Below are 17,038 nucleotides of genomic sequence, written 5' to 3'. Positions count from 1 at the left end.
GTATCCCTTTAATTTTCCGCCGTGACGGCCACGCCACCCGGCACAAAGCTGACCCGGCCATCGCGGTAGCGCACCAGCACCACCACCTTGGCATCCTGCAATTGACCGTGCTGCACGGCCGGCAAGTAGGTCCAGCGCTTGAGGCTATTGAGCAGCACCTTGTTGAGCATCGGCTCCATCGGCAACTCGGCCGCCGCATAGGTCAGGGTGCCGTCGGCCGCGATGGTCAGGGTCAGGCGGTTTTCACCCCTTGCGTGCTTTTCGTCCAGCACGCCATACGCAACCGTCGTCATCGTCTCGCGCTGTACACTGCCGACCTGGTCCCGCAAGGGCGGCAAGGCCTTCAGCCTGGCTGCCAGCAGCGCGCCCTCGGCCAGCACCTTGTCCCAGCGTTTCTGGTAAGTGCCCGGCTGCGCCAGACGCAGCACCTTGGCGTTCAGATCCATGCGCTGCGTCATGCGCGCCACGCCATTGTCGGACGGCTGACCCGGCTCGGCCGGCAAGGCATGCTCCACGGCGTAGCGGTAAGCCGTCAGTTGCGCCAGCGCCACCAGGTTCACCGCATCGGCCTCGTCGCCACCGCGCAGCTGCGCCGCGGCCGCGATGCCGAGCCAGGCCGTGCCATCGGTCGGGTGCGCCCACACGGCTTGCTCGAAGTACTGGCGCGCCGCCTGCGGTTCGTTCAGGCTCAGATGCATGCGGCCCATGGCCGCCGCCACCAGATGGTCGCGCGGGTTCGCTTGCAGCAGGTCAAGATAGGTCGCGACCAGCCCCGGCTGATAGCCGGGCACCCAGCCCAGGCCCTCCAGCAACGAGGCGCGCAGCTGCGCCTGCGTGCGGTCAACGCCGTAGCCGGACGCCTTTTCCTGGCCGGAACGGTACAACAGCTGCAAGCCTCTTGTGACGGCGTCATCGTCGCCCTTGCTGATCGCTTGCGACAGGCTGCGCAAGGCCTTGCGCGCATCGGACGGCTGGAAACCGGCCGCCTTGCGCGTGCGCCAGCGAAACACTTCCAGGCCAGCCGCCTGGTCCGCTTGCGCCTGCAGGCTGGCCTTGGCCTTGGCTTCATCGGGCGACGAGGTCCAGGCCGTAAAGCCGATCAGGAACAGCACGATCAGCAGCACCACCACGGCCCAGCCCTTGCCGGAAATGCCGACCGCATTGGCCTGCCCACCGCCTGCAGGCAGCCGGACGGGCATCTGCCCCGGCGCCGTATGATGCGCGCCGCGCGTACTGCGCTGCTGCGGCAACGATTGCTGTTGCAACTGCATCTGCTGCGCCTGCACCGAGGCTTGCGCGGCCGCACCGATGACCTTGTCGCGCGCGCACGCCGCGCAACCCTGGCCCGCGAAATGCTGGTGTTCGGGATTCACGGCGCAAATGACCAACTTGCCGCCGCTGCGCTGCGCATAGCCGCGCAGCAGCTGCGCCCAGTCGGCCGCCGATGGCCGCTGCGGTTTGGGGGATGGCGAAAATGCGCGGTCGAACATGGCGCGCAGCTCGGGTGGCATCAGCGCGTGGCCGCTGGTGGCGTTCGGCGCCAGCTGCTTGTGGCGTTTTATCCCATACGCATAGCAGCCGTCGCGGATGCGCCCGGGAATATCGGTCGCCACTTGCGCATTGCCGGGCCGCCCGCTGTACGGGTGGATGCCGAAGTTGAGCAACTGGAAGATGACGACGGCCAGCGCAAAACGGTCTTGCGCCATTTCCGTGCCCGCCGGCATGCCCTTGCGCTGGAATTCCGGCGCCAGATAGTCGGCCGTGAATTGCTCGGCAGGAAACCGCTCGGCATGGCCCTGGATGCTGAAGCCGTCGCAATCGAGCATGGCGATGTACAGCGAATCGCGGTAGAAACGCAGATTCACGGGTTTCAGATCGACTACATAATGCTGCTGCTGGTGCAGCGCATCGATGACGGCGGCCAGGTTGGCGGCCAGGGTCAGCTTGGGACCGAGTCCCGTGGGCAAGCCTGCCGCACGCGCTTGCCGCTCCTGCATGATCTGCTCCAGCTCGGCCGTCTGCGCCATGTCCAGCAAGGGCATGACGAAACCGGCGAAGCCGCCCTGGCCGTCGAACACGGCCGCTTGCGGCCAGGCGATCTGCACGTAGCGCTTGCCGTTTTCCAACTGGTCCGGCAGCTCGGGCGACAATTCCAGCATCGCTTCGAGCTTGCGCCGGTTGGCGGCCCGGTCAAGGTGCGGGTGGTACAGCTTGGCGACTTGCGCCGGCGCGCCCGGCAGCAGATACACGCTGCCCGCGCCGCCGCTTTTAATCAGTTTGCCCAGCACCAGCGTACGGACTTTGTCGAGCCAGATTTTTCCACCCGGACTCAGCCCCGGTGTCACACCCTGCTTCCGGCTCATGCGCGCAAGGCCAGCAGCAGGGTCTTGTCGTCGCCCGTGATCTGGTGCGTGCGCGGGTCGGCCAGGGTGGATGCCAGTGCTTCGTTGCCCAACTCGACGCTGTCGACCGTGCGCAGATAGCCTTGCACGGCATCCATGAAGGGTGCGTACAGCGCCGCATTGTTCTTGCTCATGGCAAAGGGCATGCAGCCATCGGACATCAGCACCACGCCGCGCACGGACTGGGGAATCGGCAACAGGCGCAGCTGCTCGCGCCAGCGCTCGCCGCTGATAAAGTAGGTTTCGTTGGCGTATTCGCCGTTGGCGGGCAGCGAGATCAGTTCGCCCCCATCGCCCAGCTGCGCCACGCCCAGGCCATCGCCCAGGTGGAAGAAGAAGCCGGTATCTTGCCCCATGACCACACCGACCACCGTGGCGGCGTAGTCGTCCAGGGTAGCGTCGGCGGCGCGGGCAATGTCGTCGAGCGCGGCGCGGATCTGCGCCAGGGTGCCGGCCAGCGCGCCGTCATGCAAATCCTGCACGGTGGCGCCCTGCTCCAGCCGGCCGGCCAGCGCCTGCACGGTGTGCGCGGCAACAAACTGCGCGCCCTGCTCGCTGAGCCTGGCCGAACCGGCGCCATCGCAGACGATGGCCACCAGCACGTCGCCCACGACGGCGTGCGCGTGCGCATCCTGGCAAGGGATGGCTTTATCCAGGTGGGCCTTGCCCGTGACGGAGGCGCCAAACACGCGCCAGGTATTCTGTACCGCGGCCATGGATCAGGTGCTTACGACGGACCAGCCGTCCGTCGAGGCCAGCTGCGCCTGCGCGCCGGGACGAGATTGCGACACCACCTGCATGCTGGCGCTCAGCCACAGGAACAGTTCGCGGAACTGCAAGCCCTTCAGCTGCTTCACGCCCCGCTCGCCACGGCTGGAAAACTGCCCCAGGGTATCGATATTCGCGTTGTCGCCCACGGCGATGGGGAAGATCGCCACTTTATTGGCTTGCTCGGCCGCGCGCGCCTGCTCGGCGCCGTGCTGCCAGCGGTCCGTCGGCTCACCGTCCGACATCAAAAACAGCCACGGCCGCGTGTACGCCACGCCTGCCTGGCGGAAACGCTGTTTTTCCTGCTCGATCTCGGCCAGCGCCAGTTCGACGGCCGCGCCGGTCGGCGTGGTGCCGTTCGCTTCCAACTGGGGCGCCGTGAAATCCATGGCGTCGCACCAGTTGCTGGCCATCACGGCTTCATCGTGCGCGCCATATTGAATCACGAGGATGCGCACGCGCTTGGCGGCGATCACGTCGGACTTGAGTTCCTGTTCCAGCAAGGCCAGGCCTTCGTTGAGCAGCGAGACGGGTTCGCCGGCCATGCTGCCGGAGCAGTCCAGCACGAGCACCAGCGGTGTGCGTTGTTCGGTATTGTCGACCAGGGCGACGTCGGGGATCATTATGGAAGTCATGTAATTTTGATAGAGTTGCGAAATAGCTTAGGGCCGAAGCTTACCCTATGGATATGTTTTCCATGCGTCCGATTGCATCGGCTTTCACCATGCGGTATCAAACACCTGATAAAACCTCTAGCTTGCAATGAAAATAACAAGCTCGTACACTGCGCCATTCTGCCCCGACTCTGGCGGCCATCCATTTACTGACGTTTTGGAAAGAAAGTAATGCAACAGCACCCTGAAATGGACTATGTCGGCTTTTGGCCGCGCGTTGGCGCGACGTTGATCGACACCTTGCTCTTGCTGATTTTCATCATACCGATGTTGATAGCCATCTATGGCGAAAGCTACTTTTTGACCGATTCCTTTTTCCGTGGCCCGGCCCACTTCATGATTTCATGTGTCATGCCGCCACTGATTCAACTGGCGTTTTGGATTGCCCTGTCTACAACGCCTGGCAAGATGGCCATCGGCGCGATCATCGTCGATGCGGAGACGGGCGGTAAACCGTCTGCCAGCCAGTGTGTCAAACGCTGCCTCAGTGCTTACCTGTCGGCGCTACCGTTTTACCTGGGATTTCTTTGGGTCGCCAGGGACCCGCGCAAGCAGGGATGGCACGACAAGATCGCTGGTACGGCTGTGATACGGCGCAAGACCACGGCAGTGCCGGCCGCCCTGCAATAAGCAATCTGGATGATGATACCGATCGCCAGCCTGGAAGAACTTGAAGAATTCCTTGGAGAAAAGCTGGACCAGTTCGCTTCTGGGCCGCCAATCGCGCATCCAGGGCTGCGCCTGTCGCAGGTGTGCAAGCAGGTGGTGCTGGATATCCGCAACGGCAACGCCACTGCCGTGCGCGTCGCCTGTCGGGTAATCACAGAAGACCCTGGCATGCCCTTCGGGAAGCTGATCAAGAGTGCTTTCGCCAGGGCGCTAAGGCAAAGTGCCGATCTCCTGTCCGAGGTGCAACGGCGTGGCTTGACAGCGAAAACCGTTGCGTTGCTGGAACTCGAATTCTGTCCGCGAGAAACAGAAGATTATTGCAAGTTAATCAAAAAATTTGACCCTGCCGAGCTGCTCGCCCGGCTCGATAACGTGCGGGCCACGGATGCGAAATCGCGCATGCTCCTGCAAAGCCTGATGGCCGACGGAGCGCGGCGGACAGCCGCAAGCTAGCGGCACTATTCCCAGATGATTTCCAGGGGCACGCCCGGCTCCATCTCCGCTTCCTTGCCGGAAAGCGGATATTTTCGATGCCCCAGCGAGTATTTGGTCACGAAGACCTTGTAGCCGCCATCGTGAAGAAAATGCACGACGAAGCGGCCAGCATCGGCGGGAGCATACGGAGGAACCGCCACCGTTTGCTCCACGCGGACATCCTCGCCGTTTTTTACCGTATGCATGGCGACGGCCGCCGTCATCCCAGGCTTCCATCGCGCCGGTATCGAAAGACAGCAAGTCTCTCCCCCTCCGCCCTCGCCGGGAGCAAGATACCCGGCCTCCGCCGACGAGCCATCGGCCAGTGTCACGGTATAACTGCCGACGCCGTACTCGCCATGGTTGTAGGCCGTCAGGCTCACGGTGATTTGTCGTTCACTCCTCGCACAGCCGGTATTCATAAGCGACAAGACCATGCACACGAAACAGGCGGCATAGCTATTTTTCGAGAAAAATATCATTTGGTCCTCACAGGGAACCGCATGTGCATGACCCTTCTGCCGTGCAGCGTCTTCAGCCCCAGATAATTTCAATCGGAACGCCCCGCTCCAGTTGCGCCTCTTTCCCTGACAGCGGGTATTTTCGATGGCCGAGCAGGTAGCGGGTGACGAACACCTTGTATTTGCCATTGCTCAGAAAATGCACGATGAACATTCCCGCATCGTCAGCCGTGTACTTGGGCACTGGCACGGTTTGTTCCACGCGGATGTCCTTGCCATTCTTGATGGTGTGCATGACGATAGTCGCCGTCATTCCCACTTGCCACACGCGGGGAAGGGAAAGGCAGCAAGTATGTCCGCCGCCACCCTGGCCAGCATCCAGATAGCCCGCCCCCGCGCTGGCGCCATTCTGCAAGGTCACCTCATAACTTCCCACCCCGTGATCGGTATGGTTGTAGGCGCTTATATTTACGATCAACTCCTTGCTTTCCTTGCCGGTTGCCGCATGTGAAACCGCCATGCAAAGCCACAGGAAACCGATCAGCGCCGGCTTCATCGACCTAAGATTTTTTAGCATAAGATACCCTCAGCAATCACAAATGATGACACCGTCAATTCTGCAATGTTGTTACGGCTCGACGAATTATTATTTTGCCGCATACGCCTCCCACAACGGCGGCCCCGCCTCCCAGACGGTATTCGGCAAGGCGTGCAAGGCATCGTAAAAGGCGTCCACCGAGGCGGGCGGATTTTTCATCAGGGCCACGAACTGCGGCTGCTCCATCGCCTTGCCCGACGTGTACAGCGCCAGCACCACGTATTGCGACTGCCGGTCGAGGTCGTCGATTCCCGCATCGAGCGCGCGCTGCTGGTATTTGGCGACGAAGGCATTGAGTATGCGCGGCGGCGTGTCATTCGTTTCATCGGTGATCACGCGCCGCAGATGACTGACCAGGTTGGCCGTATCGGCAGGCTTGACCTTGCCCTGCCGCGCTCCGCTGGACGCTGACGGCACTTTGTCGGCAGCCTGCGCCACGGCGCTGCCGCCCATAAACGCCAGCGTCAGGCACAGTGCCAGCGCCGGGAACGCCGTCAGGTAATGCTTGCTTGGTTGCATACAAACTTTCGCTAAGTGAATGGCATGCGACTCCCGCCCATGCCCCAGGGTTTATATTTTTAACAATTTTTTATTGTATCGGGGAATTTTTAATCCGGGAGCACGATTGCATCGGCAGCGCCGCATTGCGGTGGTGCAGCGTTTGTACTATCTTGATAGTTGCCCAGGACAGATGGCAGCGACCAGCCCCTCCTCACGAAGGCGGGGCGGATCGCCGCGCAAGACCGCCCTTACCCAGTTCCGCACCTGCACGCCTGCGGCACACTGATGTCATCAGGATTGGGGACTAGCATGATCACAGGGACAGTCACGGCGGATGTGGGCAAGCTGATCGGCGCCATGTACGAATCGGCCTGCGGCACAGGCGACTGGCCGCAGCTCGACAGCGCCGGCCTGAACGGCCAGCAATGGCAGGAACTCCTGCCGCATCTGCAACGCGCTCTGTGCCTGCAGCAGCGCCTGCGCGAGGCGCGGCTGGCCAGCCACTGCGCGCAGGCGGCGCTCGACGCCATGGGCGCCGCCGTGCTGGTGCTCGACGCCAGCCTCGCGCTGCGCTTCGCCACCCCCGCCGGACACGCGCTGCATGCGGCGCAACTGGAACACGCCGCGCCGCCCGCCCTGGTGCGCGCCGTGCGACTGGTGATCGCCAGCGCCGGTGGCGCGGCGCAATGCCAGTCGCTGCGTCTGGCGCGCAAGCAGCAAGCGCCGCTGGCCGTGACCATCAGCCCGCTTGCCGATTGCCAGCCCACCTGCGCACTGCTGATCGCGCGCGACCCCACAAAAACGTGCACGTCCGTTCCTGCCTTGCGCCAGCTGTTTGACTTGACGCAAGCCGAGGCGCAAGTGGGCAAGGCGCTGGCGCAAGGGGCCACCATCGAGGAAATCGCCGCGCAGGGCGGCATCAGCGTCAACACCGTCAAGACGCATCTGCACCACACCTATTTGAAGACGGATACGCGGCGCCAGGGCGAGCTGATCGCCCTGATCCACGGCGCGACGGCGCACCTGGCCATCGTCGATGCATGAGGCCGTGTCATCCGATCGGATGATGCGCGGTGCATCTTGCCTGCCTACACTGGCAACACCGGTCGCCCGCGCCTTGCCAGAGTGACAGCAAGGCACGCGGACCAGCCGGTGTGGTTCCCTGTCACCTATAACAACATCGCCGCGCCGGCAGCGGCCGGCACCAAAGTTCAAGGATGGGTAAAAAAATGAAAACATGGATCTTGGCCGGCACCCTGGGCGTCTGCGCCCTGCTGGCAAATGCGCAAACGCTCCCCGACAGCCAGACCGTCGTCATTCCAGGCGGGCGCCTGCAGACGATCGAATTGCCGGTACACAAGCATTTCATGAGTGCGGAAAGGTTTGCTCCGTTCCGCGGCGGCTATGAGCTGTCGAACGGGCAAGTGCTGTACCTGCGCAATGCGGGCAACATCGGCGCCATGATGTATGCGCGCATCGACGACCAGGAAGAACACCGCATCATCGCCAGCGGCAGCAACAGCTTTGTGGCGCTCGACCAGCAACTGGCCATGCGCATCGACTTGCGCGACGACGGCAGCGTGGGCGGCGAAGTGCTGATGCAGGTACCGGCCGAAAAACTGGCCAGCGGCGCCATCGTGCCGGCCCACGTGCAAAGCATGAGCCTGGCATCGCGCTAAGGCGGCAGCGCATTCCACATGGGGTGGCAGCCATGAGCAAACAGTATTCTGTCCAGCAGCAAAACGCGCTGACCCAGGCCGCCATCAAGCAGACGGCGGCCTGGGACGACATCAGCACCGGCTACGACCGGCCGCACACAAGCGCGGCACGGGCGTCGGCTATGGGGTTGTGCAAGAAAGTGCTGCAGGAATTGAATCGCGGCGCGTCCTGGCGGAACGGCTGCATTCGCATGCTATGATCGCCGTCCAGTTCATGAGACAAATGGCAACGGCACATGCGGCAATCACCCGGCAACAACCCGATCTCGACGCTGCTGCGCGGCATCCTGCGCCTGCTGGCCTGGCCCTTGCTGGCCCTCGTCAGCGCCGCCTGCACCAGCACCACGCGCCATCCTGCCAGCGAGCCCACGCAAGTCATCCTGCGCTTTACCTATGATGACGGCAAGCCGATGCGGCATGACAATTACCTGGCCCAGGCGCGCCAGCAAACGTATATCAAGCACTGCAGCAAGATAGGCAGCACCACTGTCTGCGACGTCGGCTCGGATCCACTCTTCATGGGCGGCGACGCCCCGCTGGACGCCAACGGCGAAGTGCGCGTCACCCTGCACTCGACCGGCCCCATCGGCAACAATCCGACCAGTCTGTGCATCAAGGGCAAAGGCTACGTCTTTGATTCCGGCGACTGGAGACGCGGTCCGTTTCACCATGGCCAGGTGATCGAGATCCGCTACAGGATCAGCGAAGTGCAAATGACGTGCCCCTGGTCGTCGGGCACGCCGCCGTGGTGGGACAAAAACTAAATTAGCCAGCCGGGGCCGGCTGGCTTAACAGTTACTGCAGCTCGAACTCCGCAGGAGTCAAGCCCAGCTCGCGCGCGATCTTGCTGGCCACGCGCTGCTCGTTGGCGTCGAAATTGCCGTCCGACGAAGCGACGGCGATAATCATGCGCACCAGCAAGCGCGACGCCTCCACATTCGACTTCATCTTGCCCAGCGCCTGATACGCCTTGGCTTCGCCGATATCCTTGTCGAACTCCAGCTGACCGACATATTCCTGGAACGCCTTGATCACGTCCGTGGTGGTAAACACGGACAGCGCATCATTGCTTTCAATGAATTTGACCATCTTCTGCTTCTCTTCCGCACTGACGCTGCCGTCCGCCATGGCGATCAGGGCCGAGCCAGCCATCGCTGCGTTCAGGAAATCCTTGTTCTTGTACTTCAGTGCCTCGGTTTTCAGTTCGCTGGCTTTGGTCTTTAGTTTGGACAGAAAGGAATCGAAACTCATGGGGCTTCTCCTGGTTGGTTCGAATGAGGCAGCGCTACAGGCTACCATTACCACCCAGATGAGGGCGCGTGGATGGAATGCAAGCGGCGGGAACAAATCTTGCCTCCAATGAAAGCATAGCCAAACCCAGAGCAAGGGCCGGGGTCAGACCCTTAGGGTCTGACCCCAGTTTCTGCCTTTGGGGTGAAAAACCGCCAACTGCATACAAACGCCCAAAACACCACGAAACCCAATTAATAAGAAAATTATCTTATTTGCAGTTGAAAAATAAGTAACTCCATGGCAGCATGGAATTACTTTTTCTTTACTGCAAGGTTGTGATGGACAAGCAATTGCTGTTGATTTGCGCACTGACGTTCATCATCCACATTATCGGCACCCTCGCCTACTCCGTGCGCATCGCCGGCATCCGCACGCGGCGCATCGCCGTGTCGCTGGCCCTGTTCAGCATCCTGATGCTGCTGTCGCGCACTTCGAACTCATTCCTGGGCCCCTTCCTCGCCAAGCGCGTGGAAACGGGCATCGACCAGCATGTTGCCGCCAGCACCTTATTAGTCGACTTCCGCTGGCTGCTATTCTCCGCCAGCCTGGCAACCATCCTCGGCGCGATCCTGATCCCCACCTTCCAGCGCGCCTTCTGCCGCGCCGTCGAGCACTTCCAGGTACACAGGTCGGTACCGAAACTGCTGCTGCACGCCGTCTTCAAGGGCGGCCTGTCCTACCTCAAGACTTCCGCCAGTCTGTCCAAGCCCGCCAACGTCACGGGCCTGCGCCAACAATCCGGCGTATCGATTTCCATGACAGCCATGAACGTCATCGCCACGGCACTGTGGACGGTCGGTGTCTTCGCGGCGCTGTACGCAGGCGTGCTGGACCCCAGCGTGAGAGTCACCTCCAGCACGCTTTCATCGATCATCAACGGCGGCGCCACCATCATGATGGCCGTCTTCATCGACCCGCACATGTCGGGCATGACGGATGACGTCATCGAAGGCAAGATCGAAGAATCCCAGTTCCGGCGGGCGGTGGTGTGGCTGGTGGGGAGCCGATTGGCGGGAACGCTGATTGCGCAGTTTTTGCTGGTGCCGTCGGCGGTGGTGATTGTGGGGGTGGCGAAGGGGTTGTGATTTTCACCGAAAACTGAAGGAGTGATTTGCTGAATCAAGAAAAAAAAACCTTAATTTCCTGATCTATTTGAGGATGAACCCGTCGATGTTTCTCCGGGAAAATCCCCAATAGGCTATTTCCATTTAGTTGATGCTCAAAAATGGGATCTTGTTTCCGTTTTTTTGCAGTCATGGCATTGGACAGTGACATTCGAAGTATCCCCTTGGGATGTCTGCCGATACCAGCTATGGCTTTCAGATCCAGTTTTTTCATCGCCACACTGAACACATTTTTCGATAATTTGACAGCGGCCATTTTTACCGACACGCTCATACTCAGCGTGTACAACTTTTCTCATCTGGTGATCGCAATGATCACATTTCTGCACTTTTGTACACTTATTGTCGCTGTCGTAATCACGATCAGCATTCTCCCAGCTCAATGGATACTTATGCTTGCTGGCTTTAATTGTTTCGTTACAATCTGGACAAACGTTTTCAAAGTAGCACAACGGCTTTCCTTCAACATTTTTTCCTGTTCCGCTATGAATTCCCAGTCCACACTTTGCCTTCATTGCGGTTTTTTTAATTGAATCCCATATTCCCATTCTACTTCTCCTATTTATATTAAAAATTTAATTAGCAACGAATTTCAATAAACTCTCGAGATAGGCATTCCATCCCATAAAAACCCGACATGTCTAGCACGATAACCAGCCACATAAACCGGAGCTATATCTTTGCAAATCTTACGAAAAATCAGAATTTTTTAAAAACAACTATCTAAAAATTCGACCCAGAAAAATAATATGGCGAATAAGTAAGAATACTAGCATAATTACAAAAAAATTTCCATATGGCAATGCACACTTAATGATCATACGTTTATTGCTCAACCATCTGCAGAGCACGCTATCGCAACGCTCAGTCACGTGAAAATTTTGATGCTATATCTTATAGCTACATTCAAAATAAGTTTCGTGCAATTACTAAACTAAAAATAAAAAAGCCGCTGTCTCCTGACAGCGGCTTTCTCATTCCTACCCAGCCACAGCGTCTTGAACCAAGACGCTGCTCCGTAAATAGCTAAGTAAATTACCCCACAAACTTCCGCGCATTCCTGAACATGCGCATCCACGGCGAATCCTCGCCCCACGCTTCAGGGTGGTAGGACTGTTGAACGCTGCGGAACACGCGCTCCGCGTGCGGCATCAGCACGGTGAAGCGGCCATCTGGCGTAGTCACGGAGGTGATGCCTTCCGGCGAGCCGTTCGGGTTGTATGGATACGCTTCGGTGGCGGCACCCTTGTTGTCGACGAAGCGCATGGCTTTGCTGACCTGGGTGATGTCGCCCGTTTGCGAGAAGTCGGCGTAGCCTTCGCCGTGGGCGATGGCGATGCCGGCTTGGGTGCCGGCCATGCCGTTGAAGAAGATCGATGGGGAATCCATCACTTCGACCATGGCAAAGCGGCCTTCGAATTTCTCCGACTTGTTGCGCGTGAATTTAGGCCAGGCGTGGGCGCCGGGGATGATGGATTTCAGGTTGCTCATCATCTGGCAGCCGTTGCAGATACCCAAACCGAAGCTGTCCGTGCGGTTGAAGAAGCGCGCGAACTGTTCCGCCAGGCTGGCGTTGAACAGGATCGTTTTCGCCCAGCCTTCGCCCGCGCCCAGCACGTCGCCGTACGAGAAGCCGCCCACGGCGATGACGCCCTGGAAGTCGTCCAGTTTGACGCGGCCGGCGATCAGGTCACTCATGTGCACGTCGACAGCCGTGAAACCTGCCTGGTGCATGACGTAAGCCGTCTCGATGTGCGAGTTGACGCCCTGCTCGCGCAGGATGGCGACACGCGGACGCACGCCGGTGGCGATGAATGGCGCGGCGATGTTCTCGTTCTGGTCGAACGTGACGATGGGCGACATGCCCGGATCTTGCACGTCCAGCAGGCGGTCGTATTCGGCGTCGGCGCAAGCTGGATTGTCGCGCAGGCGGGCGATGCGCCAGCTTGTTTCGCTCCACAGGCGGTGCAGTTCAGCGCGTGGCTGGGTGTAAATCAGCTTGGCGTCGCGCGTGAATTCGATCACGTCGCGGTCGTTCAATTTGCCGATGATATGGCTGCAGGCGCCCAAATTAAACGTGCGCAGCACGTCCATGACGAGCGACTTTTCTTCCGCGCGCACCTGGATCACGGCGCCCAGCTCTTCGCTGAACAAGGCGCGCAGGGTCAGTTCGTTGCGGCGTTCCGCGACCTGGCCCGTCCAGTTCTTGGCGTCGCCCCAGTCGCTCGAGTGCTCGCCTTCCATGGTCAGCATGTCCAGGTTGACGGACATGCCCGTGTGGCCGGCGAAGGCCATTTCCGTCAGGGTGGCGTACAGGCCGCCGTCCGAACGGTCATGGTAGGCCAGCAGCTTGTCGTCGCTGTTCAATTTCTGGATGGCGGCGAAGAAGCCTTTCAGGTCTTCCGCGCTGTCGACGTCCGGCGTTTCATTGCCCAACTGCCCCATGACTTGCGCCAGGGCGGAAGCGCCCAGACGGTTTTTGCCGCGACCCAGGTCGATCAAGATCAATGACGTGTCGCCCTTGTCCGTTTTCAGCTGCGGCGTGAGCGACTTGCGCACGTCCGCCACTGGCGCGAACGAGGAGACGATCAGCGACACCGGCGACGTGACGGATTTCGCCGCGCCCGTGCTGTCGTCTTTCCACGTCGTGCGCATCGACAGCGAATCCTTGCCGACGGGGATGCTGATGCCCAGCGCCGGGCACAGGTCCATGCCGACGGCTTTGACCGTGTCGTACAGAGCCGCGTCCTGGCCAGGCTGGCCGCAGGCGGCCATCCAGTTGGCGGACAATTTGATGTCGGAGATGTCGCTGATTGCTGCGGCGGCGATGTTGGTGACGGCTTCGCCCACGGCCATGCGGCCGGAAGCTGCTGCGTCGATGACGGCCAGCGGCGTGCGTTCGCCCATGGCCATCGCTTCGCCCAGGTAACCCTCGAAGCTCATGGTGGTGACGGCGCAATCGGCCACCGGCACTTGCCATGGTCCCACCATCTGGTCGCGCACGGTCATGCCGCCCACGCTGCGGTCGCCGATGGTGATGAGGAAGGATTTGTCGGCCACGGTCGGCAGCAGCAGCACTTTTTGCGCCACGTCCTTCAAGTCCATGCCGGTGAGATCAATGGCAGGGAAATCGTTGGCCACGTGGACCACGTCGCGCTGCATCTTCGGCGGCTTGCCCAGCAAGACGTCCATCGGCATGTCGACCGGCTCGTTACCGAGTTCCGGGTCGATCAGTTTCAGCTGACGCTCTTCGGTGGCCACGCCCACGGCGGCGAACAGACAGCGTTCGCGTTCGCACATGGCTTTGAACAGTGGCAGGCTTTCCGGCGCGATGGCCAGCACATAGCGTTCCTGCGATTCATTGCTCCAGATTTCCTTCGGCGCCATGCCCGATTCTTCCAGCGGCACCTTGCGCAGGTCGAAAATCGCGCCGCGCTTGGCGTCGTTGGTGATTTCAGGGAACGCGTTCGACAAGCCGCCCGCACCCACGTCGTGGATCGAGATGATCGGATTGTCCGCGCCCATTTGCCAGCAGGCGTTGATGACTTCCTGGGCGCGGCGTTCCATTTCCGGATTACCGCGCTGGACGGAATCGAAGTCCAGGTCGGCCGTGTTGCTGCCGGTGGTCATCGACGAAGCGGCGCTGCCGCCCATGCCGATGCGCATGCCCGGGCCACCGAGCTGCACCAGCAGGCTGCCGACGGGGATGTCGTTCTTGTGCGTGTGCTGCGCCGAGATATTGCCGATGCCGCCAGCGATCATGATCGGCTTGTGGTAGCCGAACACGGCGTCTTTGTCGACGCCGACGTTCTGCTCATACGTACGGAAGTAGCCGCCCAATACGGGACGGCCGAATTCGTTCGAGAACGCGGCGCCGCCCAGCGGGCCTTCGATCATGATTTGCAGCGGCGACGCGATGCGTTCCGGTTTGCCGTATTGGTCCGCATCCGCGCGGCCTGCCAGTGGCGCCGTCACGGAAGCGGCCGTTTCCCAGCTGCGCACGGCGTCCGGCAGCGACAGATTCGATACGGTGAAACCGGTCAGGCCAGCTTTTGGCTTGGCGCCGCGGCCCGTCGCGCCTTCGTCGCGGATCTCGCCGCCCGCGCCCGTGGAGGCGCCGGGGAATGGAGAAATGGCCGTCGGGTGGTTATGCGTTTCCACCTTCATCAGGGTGTGCGTCAGCTCGGTCGATGCCGCATATTCATGGTTTGCGCCGCGCGGGTAGAAGCGCGACACGGTCGCGCCTTCCATGATCGAGGAATTGTCGCTGTAGGCGACAACGGTGCCCTTCGGCTGCAGTTCGTGCGTATTCTTGATCATGCCGAACAGGGACTTGGGCTGCGCCACACCGTCGATGGTCCAGTCGGCGTTGAATATCTTGTGGCGGCAATGCTCGCTGTTCGCCTGCGCGAACATCATCAGTTCCACGTCCGTCGGGTTGCGGCCAGCCTTGGTGAAGGCGGCGTCCAGGTAGTCGATTTCGTCTTCCGACATCGCCAGGCCCAGTTCCGTGTTCGCCGTTTCCAAAGCAAGCTTGCCCTGCCCCAGCAAGTCGATCGATTCGAGCGGGCGCGCTTCCAGGGTGCGGAACAGGTCCTTGGCGTCGTCCGCGCTGCGCAGCACGGATTCCGTCATGCGGTCGTGCAGCAGGTCGGCCACGGCTTGCACCTGCTCGTCCGTCAGCTTGCCGGCGCCAATGGCGCTGCCCAGAATGCCCGATTTCAGGTTGATGCGGAAAGCGATGCCGCGTTCGACGCGCTTGATGTGCGCCATGCCGCAGTTGTGCGCGATGTCGGTGGCTTTCGAGGCCCACGGCGAAATCGTGCCGAAACGGGGGATAACGAAGAATTCTTCGGCAGCGCCTTCCGTATTGTCAGCGTGGGCCGGCTCGCCGTACGTCAGCAAGGCGCCAAGGCGCGTGCTGTCATCGCTGGTGAGAGGCGCGCTGGCATCGATGAAATGGACATAGCGTGCTTGTACGGCAACAATCGCAGGCGAGACGGCTTGCAGTTGGCTTAACAGACGGTGGCTACGGAAATGGGACAGGGCATTGGAACCCGGCAGTATCAACATGATTGGAAGGTGGTTGATGCAGCGTGGCTGCGGGTTAAAGGTAGGTATGACAATATCTTTCGTACGGCAAATTTCCTTTGCGCGCATTATACCCGTTTTACCCCTGCCTTATGACCGGAACTTGGGGTTTCACCCCCCTTTTGCCACCCTTTTGCCCCGCTTTTGCCCCACACGGCGGCAGTTTTTGACACGGCAACAACACCGTCAGCCGGTCATCAGGCGATCACATAGCGGTTCTTGCCTTGCCGCTTGGCCAGGTACAGGGCCTCGTCGGCCCGCCGGTAGCTGTGGCCCAGGTCCTTGCTCCGGTCCAGCTCGGCCACGCCCACGCTGATCGACACGAACTGGGCGGCCAGAAAAGCCTGGCTGACGGCGTCGACCAGGGCGCCGGCAAAGGCGCGCGCGTCTTCCCGGCCGCCCGCGTAGACGATGCCGAATTCCTCGCCGCCCAAGCGCCCGCACAGATGGCCCTGCGCCTTGTCAGCGATGACGGCGGCCGTGCGCACGAGCACTTCGTCGCCCGCATCGTGTCCCTGCTGGTCGTTGATGATCTTGAAATCGTCGATATCGATCATCAGGAAATGCAGCATGCCGCCATGGGCCGCGCCGTGCATCTGCTGGGCGCGCTGCGTGAACATGCGGCGGTTGTTCAGGCCCGTCAGGCTGTCCTGGAAGGCCAGCCGCGTCAATTCCACCTTGGAGTGATAGTTGCGCAAGCGCAATAAACTGAAACTGACGTTCAGTGCCAGCCCGAACAGCACGCTGACGGCGATCATCAACGGCGCCCAGGACTGGTCGGGCAAGCCCGCGTTGACGGGATACAGGCCGTGGCCCACATTCCACCACACGCCGGCCACCACGGCCAGGTAGCTGAGGCCGCCATTGAAGATGGAGGCGATGGCCAGGGTCATGAAGACGCCCACGGGCAAGACCCAGAAGCTGGCGTGCTGCACGGCGTCGGCCATGGTGCGCAAGCCAAAAGTCAGGGCCAGCACGGCGCAGGCGCCCGTAATGGTCAGCACGGACAAGGTGGTGCAGCGGTAGCGCACGATGAGGCTAATCAGCATGCCCAGCAGCGCCAGCGCGGCATGCGTGAGGTTCGGATGGTAGGCAGGCGGCATCATCAGCCACGTCAGGCTGAAGGCGACGATGCCCAGCACTTGCGTGACCAGGCCGACCCGGTGCAGCTCCGCAAAATACGTATGCTGCTGTTCGCTGTTGCCGCCAAACGCAAGGGGAACGGCAATGCGCCGCAGGGAAGAAAGGTCAGGAACACGCATACG

General features: G+C 60.9%; 17 protein-coding genes. 7 read left to right on the top strand and 10 right to left on the bottom strand.

Annotated elements, in window-relative coordinates:
- Positions 1-8: 8 nt before the first annotated feature.
- Genes KO539_RS10335 through KO539_RS10325 form a run of 3 tightly spaced genes read right to left on the bottom strand, consistent with a single transcriptional unit; the run spans position 9 to position 3,805 of the window.
- The gene (locus KO539_RS10335; protein WP_219309009.1) at positions 9-2,363 is read right to left on the bottom strand and encodes a hypothetical protein; all 2,355 of its coding nucleotides are present in this window, start codon (positions 2,361-2,363) and stop codon (positions 9-11) included.
- A complete protein-coding gene (locus tag KO539_RS10330) occupies positions 2,360-3,118 on the bottom strand; it encodes a PP2C family serine/threonine-protein phosphatase (RefSeq protein ID WP_219309007.1) in 759 nt (252 codons plus the stop codon). Before KO539_RS10330 ends, KO539_RS10335 begins: the two co-directional genes overlap by 4 nt.
- Before the next feature lie 3 nt (positions 3,119-3,121).
- Positions 3,122-3,805, bottom strand: a complete 684-nt coding sequence (locus tag KO539_RS10325; RefSeq protein WP_219309005.1) for a VWA domain-containing protein — start codon at positions 3,803-3,805, stop codon at positions 3,122-3,124.
- A 210-nt stretch (positions 3,806-4,015) separates the two neighbouring features.
- Here KO539_RS10325 and KO539_RS10320 point away from each other — a divergent pair, with 210 nt between their 5' ends.
- Together KO539_RS10320 and KO539_RS10315 are read left to right on the top strand one after the other, a co-directional pair.
- Positions 4,016-4,474 carry an RDD family protein gene (locus KO539_RS10320; protein WP_219309003.1) on the top strand — a complete coding sequence of 153 codons (459 nt, stop codon included), beginning with the start codon at positions 4,016-4,018 and terminating at the stop codon, positions 4,472-4,474.
- 9 nt (positions 4,475-4,483) lie between these two features.
- On the top strand, positions 4,484-4,966 hold the full coding sequence (locus tag KO539_RS10315; protein WP_219309001.1) for a hypothetical protein: 483 nt from the start codon (positions 4,484-4,486) through the stop codon (positions 4,964-4,966).
- 5 nt (positions 4,967-4,971) lie between these two features.
- Here KO539_RS10315 and KO539_RS10310 read toward each other — a convergent pair whose 3' ends face one another.
- From KO539_RS10310 to KO539_RS10300, 3 genes are all read right to left on the bottom strand, one after another.
- The gene (locus tag KO539_RS10310; RefSeq protein WP_219308999.1) at positions 4,972-5,469 is read right to left on the bottom strand and encodes a DUF3304 domain-containing protein; all 498 of its coding nucleotides are present in this window, start codon (positions 5,467-5,469) and stop codon (positions 4,972-4,974) included.
- Between the two features lie 52 nt (positions 5,470-5,521).
- The gene (locus KO539_RS10305) at positions 5,522-6,025 is read right to left on the bottom strand and encodes a DUF3304 domain-containing protein (protein WP_257626224.1); all 504 of its coding nucleotides are present in this window, start codon (positions 6,023-6,025) and stop codon (positions 5,522-5,524) included.
- Between the two features lie 69 nt (positions 6,026-6,094).
- Positions 6,095-6,565: a hypothetical protein gene (locus tag KO539_RS10300; RefSeq protein ID WP_219308997.1), complete on the bottom strand. Its 471-nt coding sequence runs from the start codon at positions 6,563-6,565 to the stop codon at positions 6,095-6,097.
- A gap of 291 nt (positions 6,566-6,856) precedes the next feature.
- Between KO539_RS10300 and KO539_RS10295 the strand changes: the two genes are divergently transcribed.
- The 4 genes from KO539_RS10295 (at position 6,857) to KO539_RS10280 (ending at position 9,029) form a co-directional block, all read left to right on the top strand.
- Positions 6,857-7,591, top strand: coding sequence for a helix-turn-helix transcriptional regulator (locus KO539_RS10295; protein ID WP_219308995.1), 735 nt, complete (start codon positions 6,857-6,859; stop codon positions 7,589-7,591).
- A 185-nt stretch (positions 7,592-7,776) separates the two neighbouring features.
- Positions 7,777-8,226, top strand: a complete 450-nt coding sequence (locus KO539_RS10290; RefSeq protein WP_219308993.1) for a hypothetical protein — start codon at positions 7,777-7,779, stop codon at positions 8,224-8,226.
- Between the two features lie 32 nt (positions 8,227-8,258).
- Entirely contained in the window at positions 8,259-8,465 is a 207-nt protein-coding gene (locus KO539_RS10285) for a hypothetical protein (RefSeq protein WP_219308991.1), read from the top strand.
- A gap of 36 nt (positions 8,466-8,501) precedes the next feature.
- Positions 8,502-9,029: a hypothetical protein gene (locus tag KO539_RS10280; protein WP_176389629.1), complete on the top strand. Its 528-nt coding sequence runs from the start codon at positions 8,502-8,504 to the stop codon at positions 9,027-9,029.
- Between the two features lie 31 nt (positions 9,030-9,060).
- On the opposite strand, the gene KO539_RS10275 is transcribed toward KO539_RS10280, so the two are convergent.
- Positions 9,061-9,516, bottom strand: coding sequence for a tellurite resistance TerB family protein (locus tag KO539_RS10275; protein WP_099664126.1), 456 nt, complete (start codon positions 9,514-9,516; stop codon positions 9,061-9,063).
- A gap of 320 nt (positions 9,517-9,836) precedes the next feature.
- Between KO539_RS10275 and KO539_RS10270 the strand changes: the two genes are divergently transcribed.
- A complete protein-coding gene (locus tag KO539_RS10270) occupies positions 9,837-10,643 on the top strand; it encodes a lipid II flippase Amj family protein (RefSeq protein WP_219308989.1) in 807 nt (268 codons plus the stop codon).
- 134 nt (positions 10,644-10,777) lie between these two features.
- Here the strand turns inward: KO539_RS10270 and KO539_RS10265 are convergent, their stop codons facing one another.
- The 3 genes from KO539_RS10265 to KO539_RS10255 all read right to left on the bottom strand — a co-directional run bounded on the left by KO539_RS10265 (position 10,778) and on the right by KO539_RS10255 (position 17,035).
- The gene (locus tag KO539_RS10265) at positions 10,778-11,230 is read right to left on the bottom strand and encodes a hypothetical protein (protein WP_219308988.1); all 453 of its coding nucleotides are present in this window, start codon (positions 11,228-11,230) and stop codon (positions 10,778-10,780) included.
- Positions 11,231-11,717: 487 nt separating this feature from the next.
- Positions 11,718-15,755 carry a phosphoribosylformylglycinamidine synthase gene (gene purL, locus KO539_RS10260; protein ID WP_219308986.1) on the bottom strand — a complete coding sequence of 1,346 codons (4,038 nt, stop codon included), beginning with the start codon at positions 15,753-15,755 and terminating at the stop codon, positions 11,718-11,720.
- A 215-nt stretch (positions 15,756-15,970) separates the two neighbouring features.
- On the bottom strand, positions 15,971-17,035 hold the full coding sequence (locus tag KO539_RS10255) for a diguanylate cyclase (protein ID WP_219308985.1): 1,065 nt from the start codon (positions 17,033-17,035) through the stop codon (positions 15,971-15,973).
- Between the last annotated feature and the right edge of the window lie 3 nt (positions 17,036-17,038).

Origin of the sequence: Janthinobacterium sp. NKUCC06_STL, assembly GCF_019345455.1 — a bacterium.
Taxonomy (GTDB): Bacteria; Pseudomonadota; Gammaproteobacteria; order Burkholderiales; family Burkholderiaceae_D; genus Janthinobacterium; species Janthinobacterium rivuli.
Note: the sequence above shows the minus strand (reverse complement) of the source record. Positions and strands in the feature narration are given on the sequence as shown.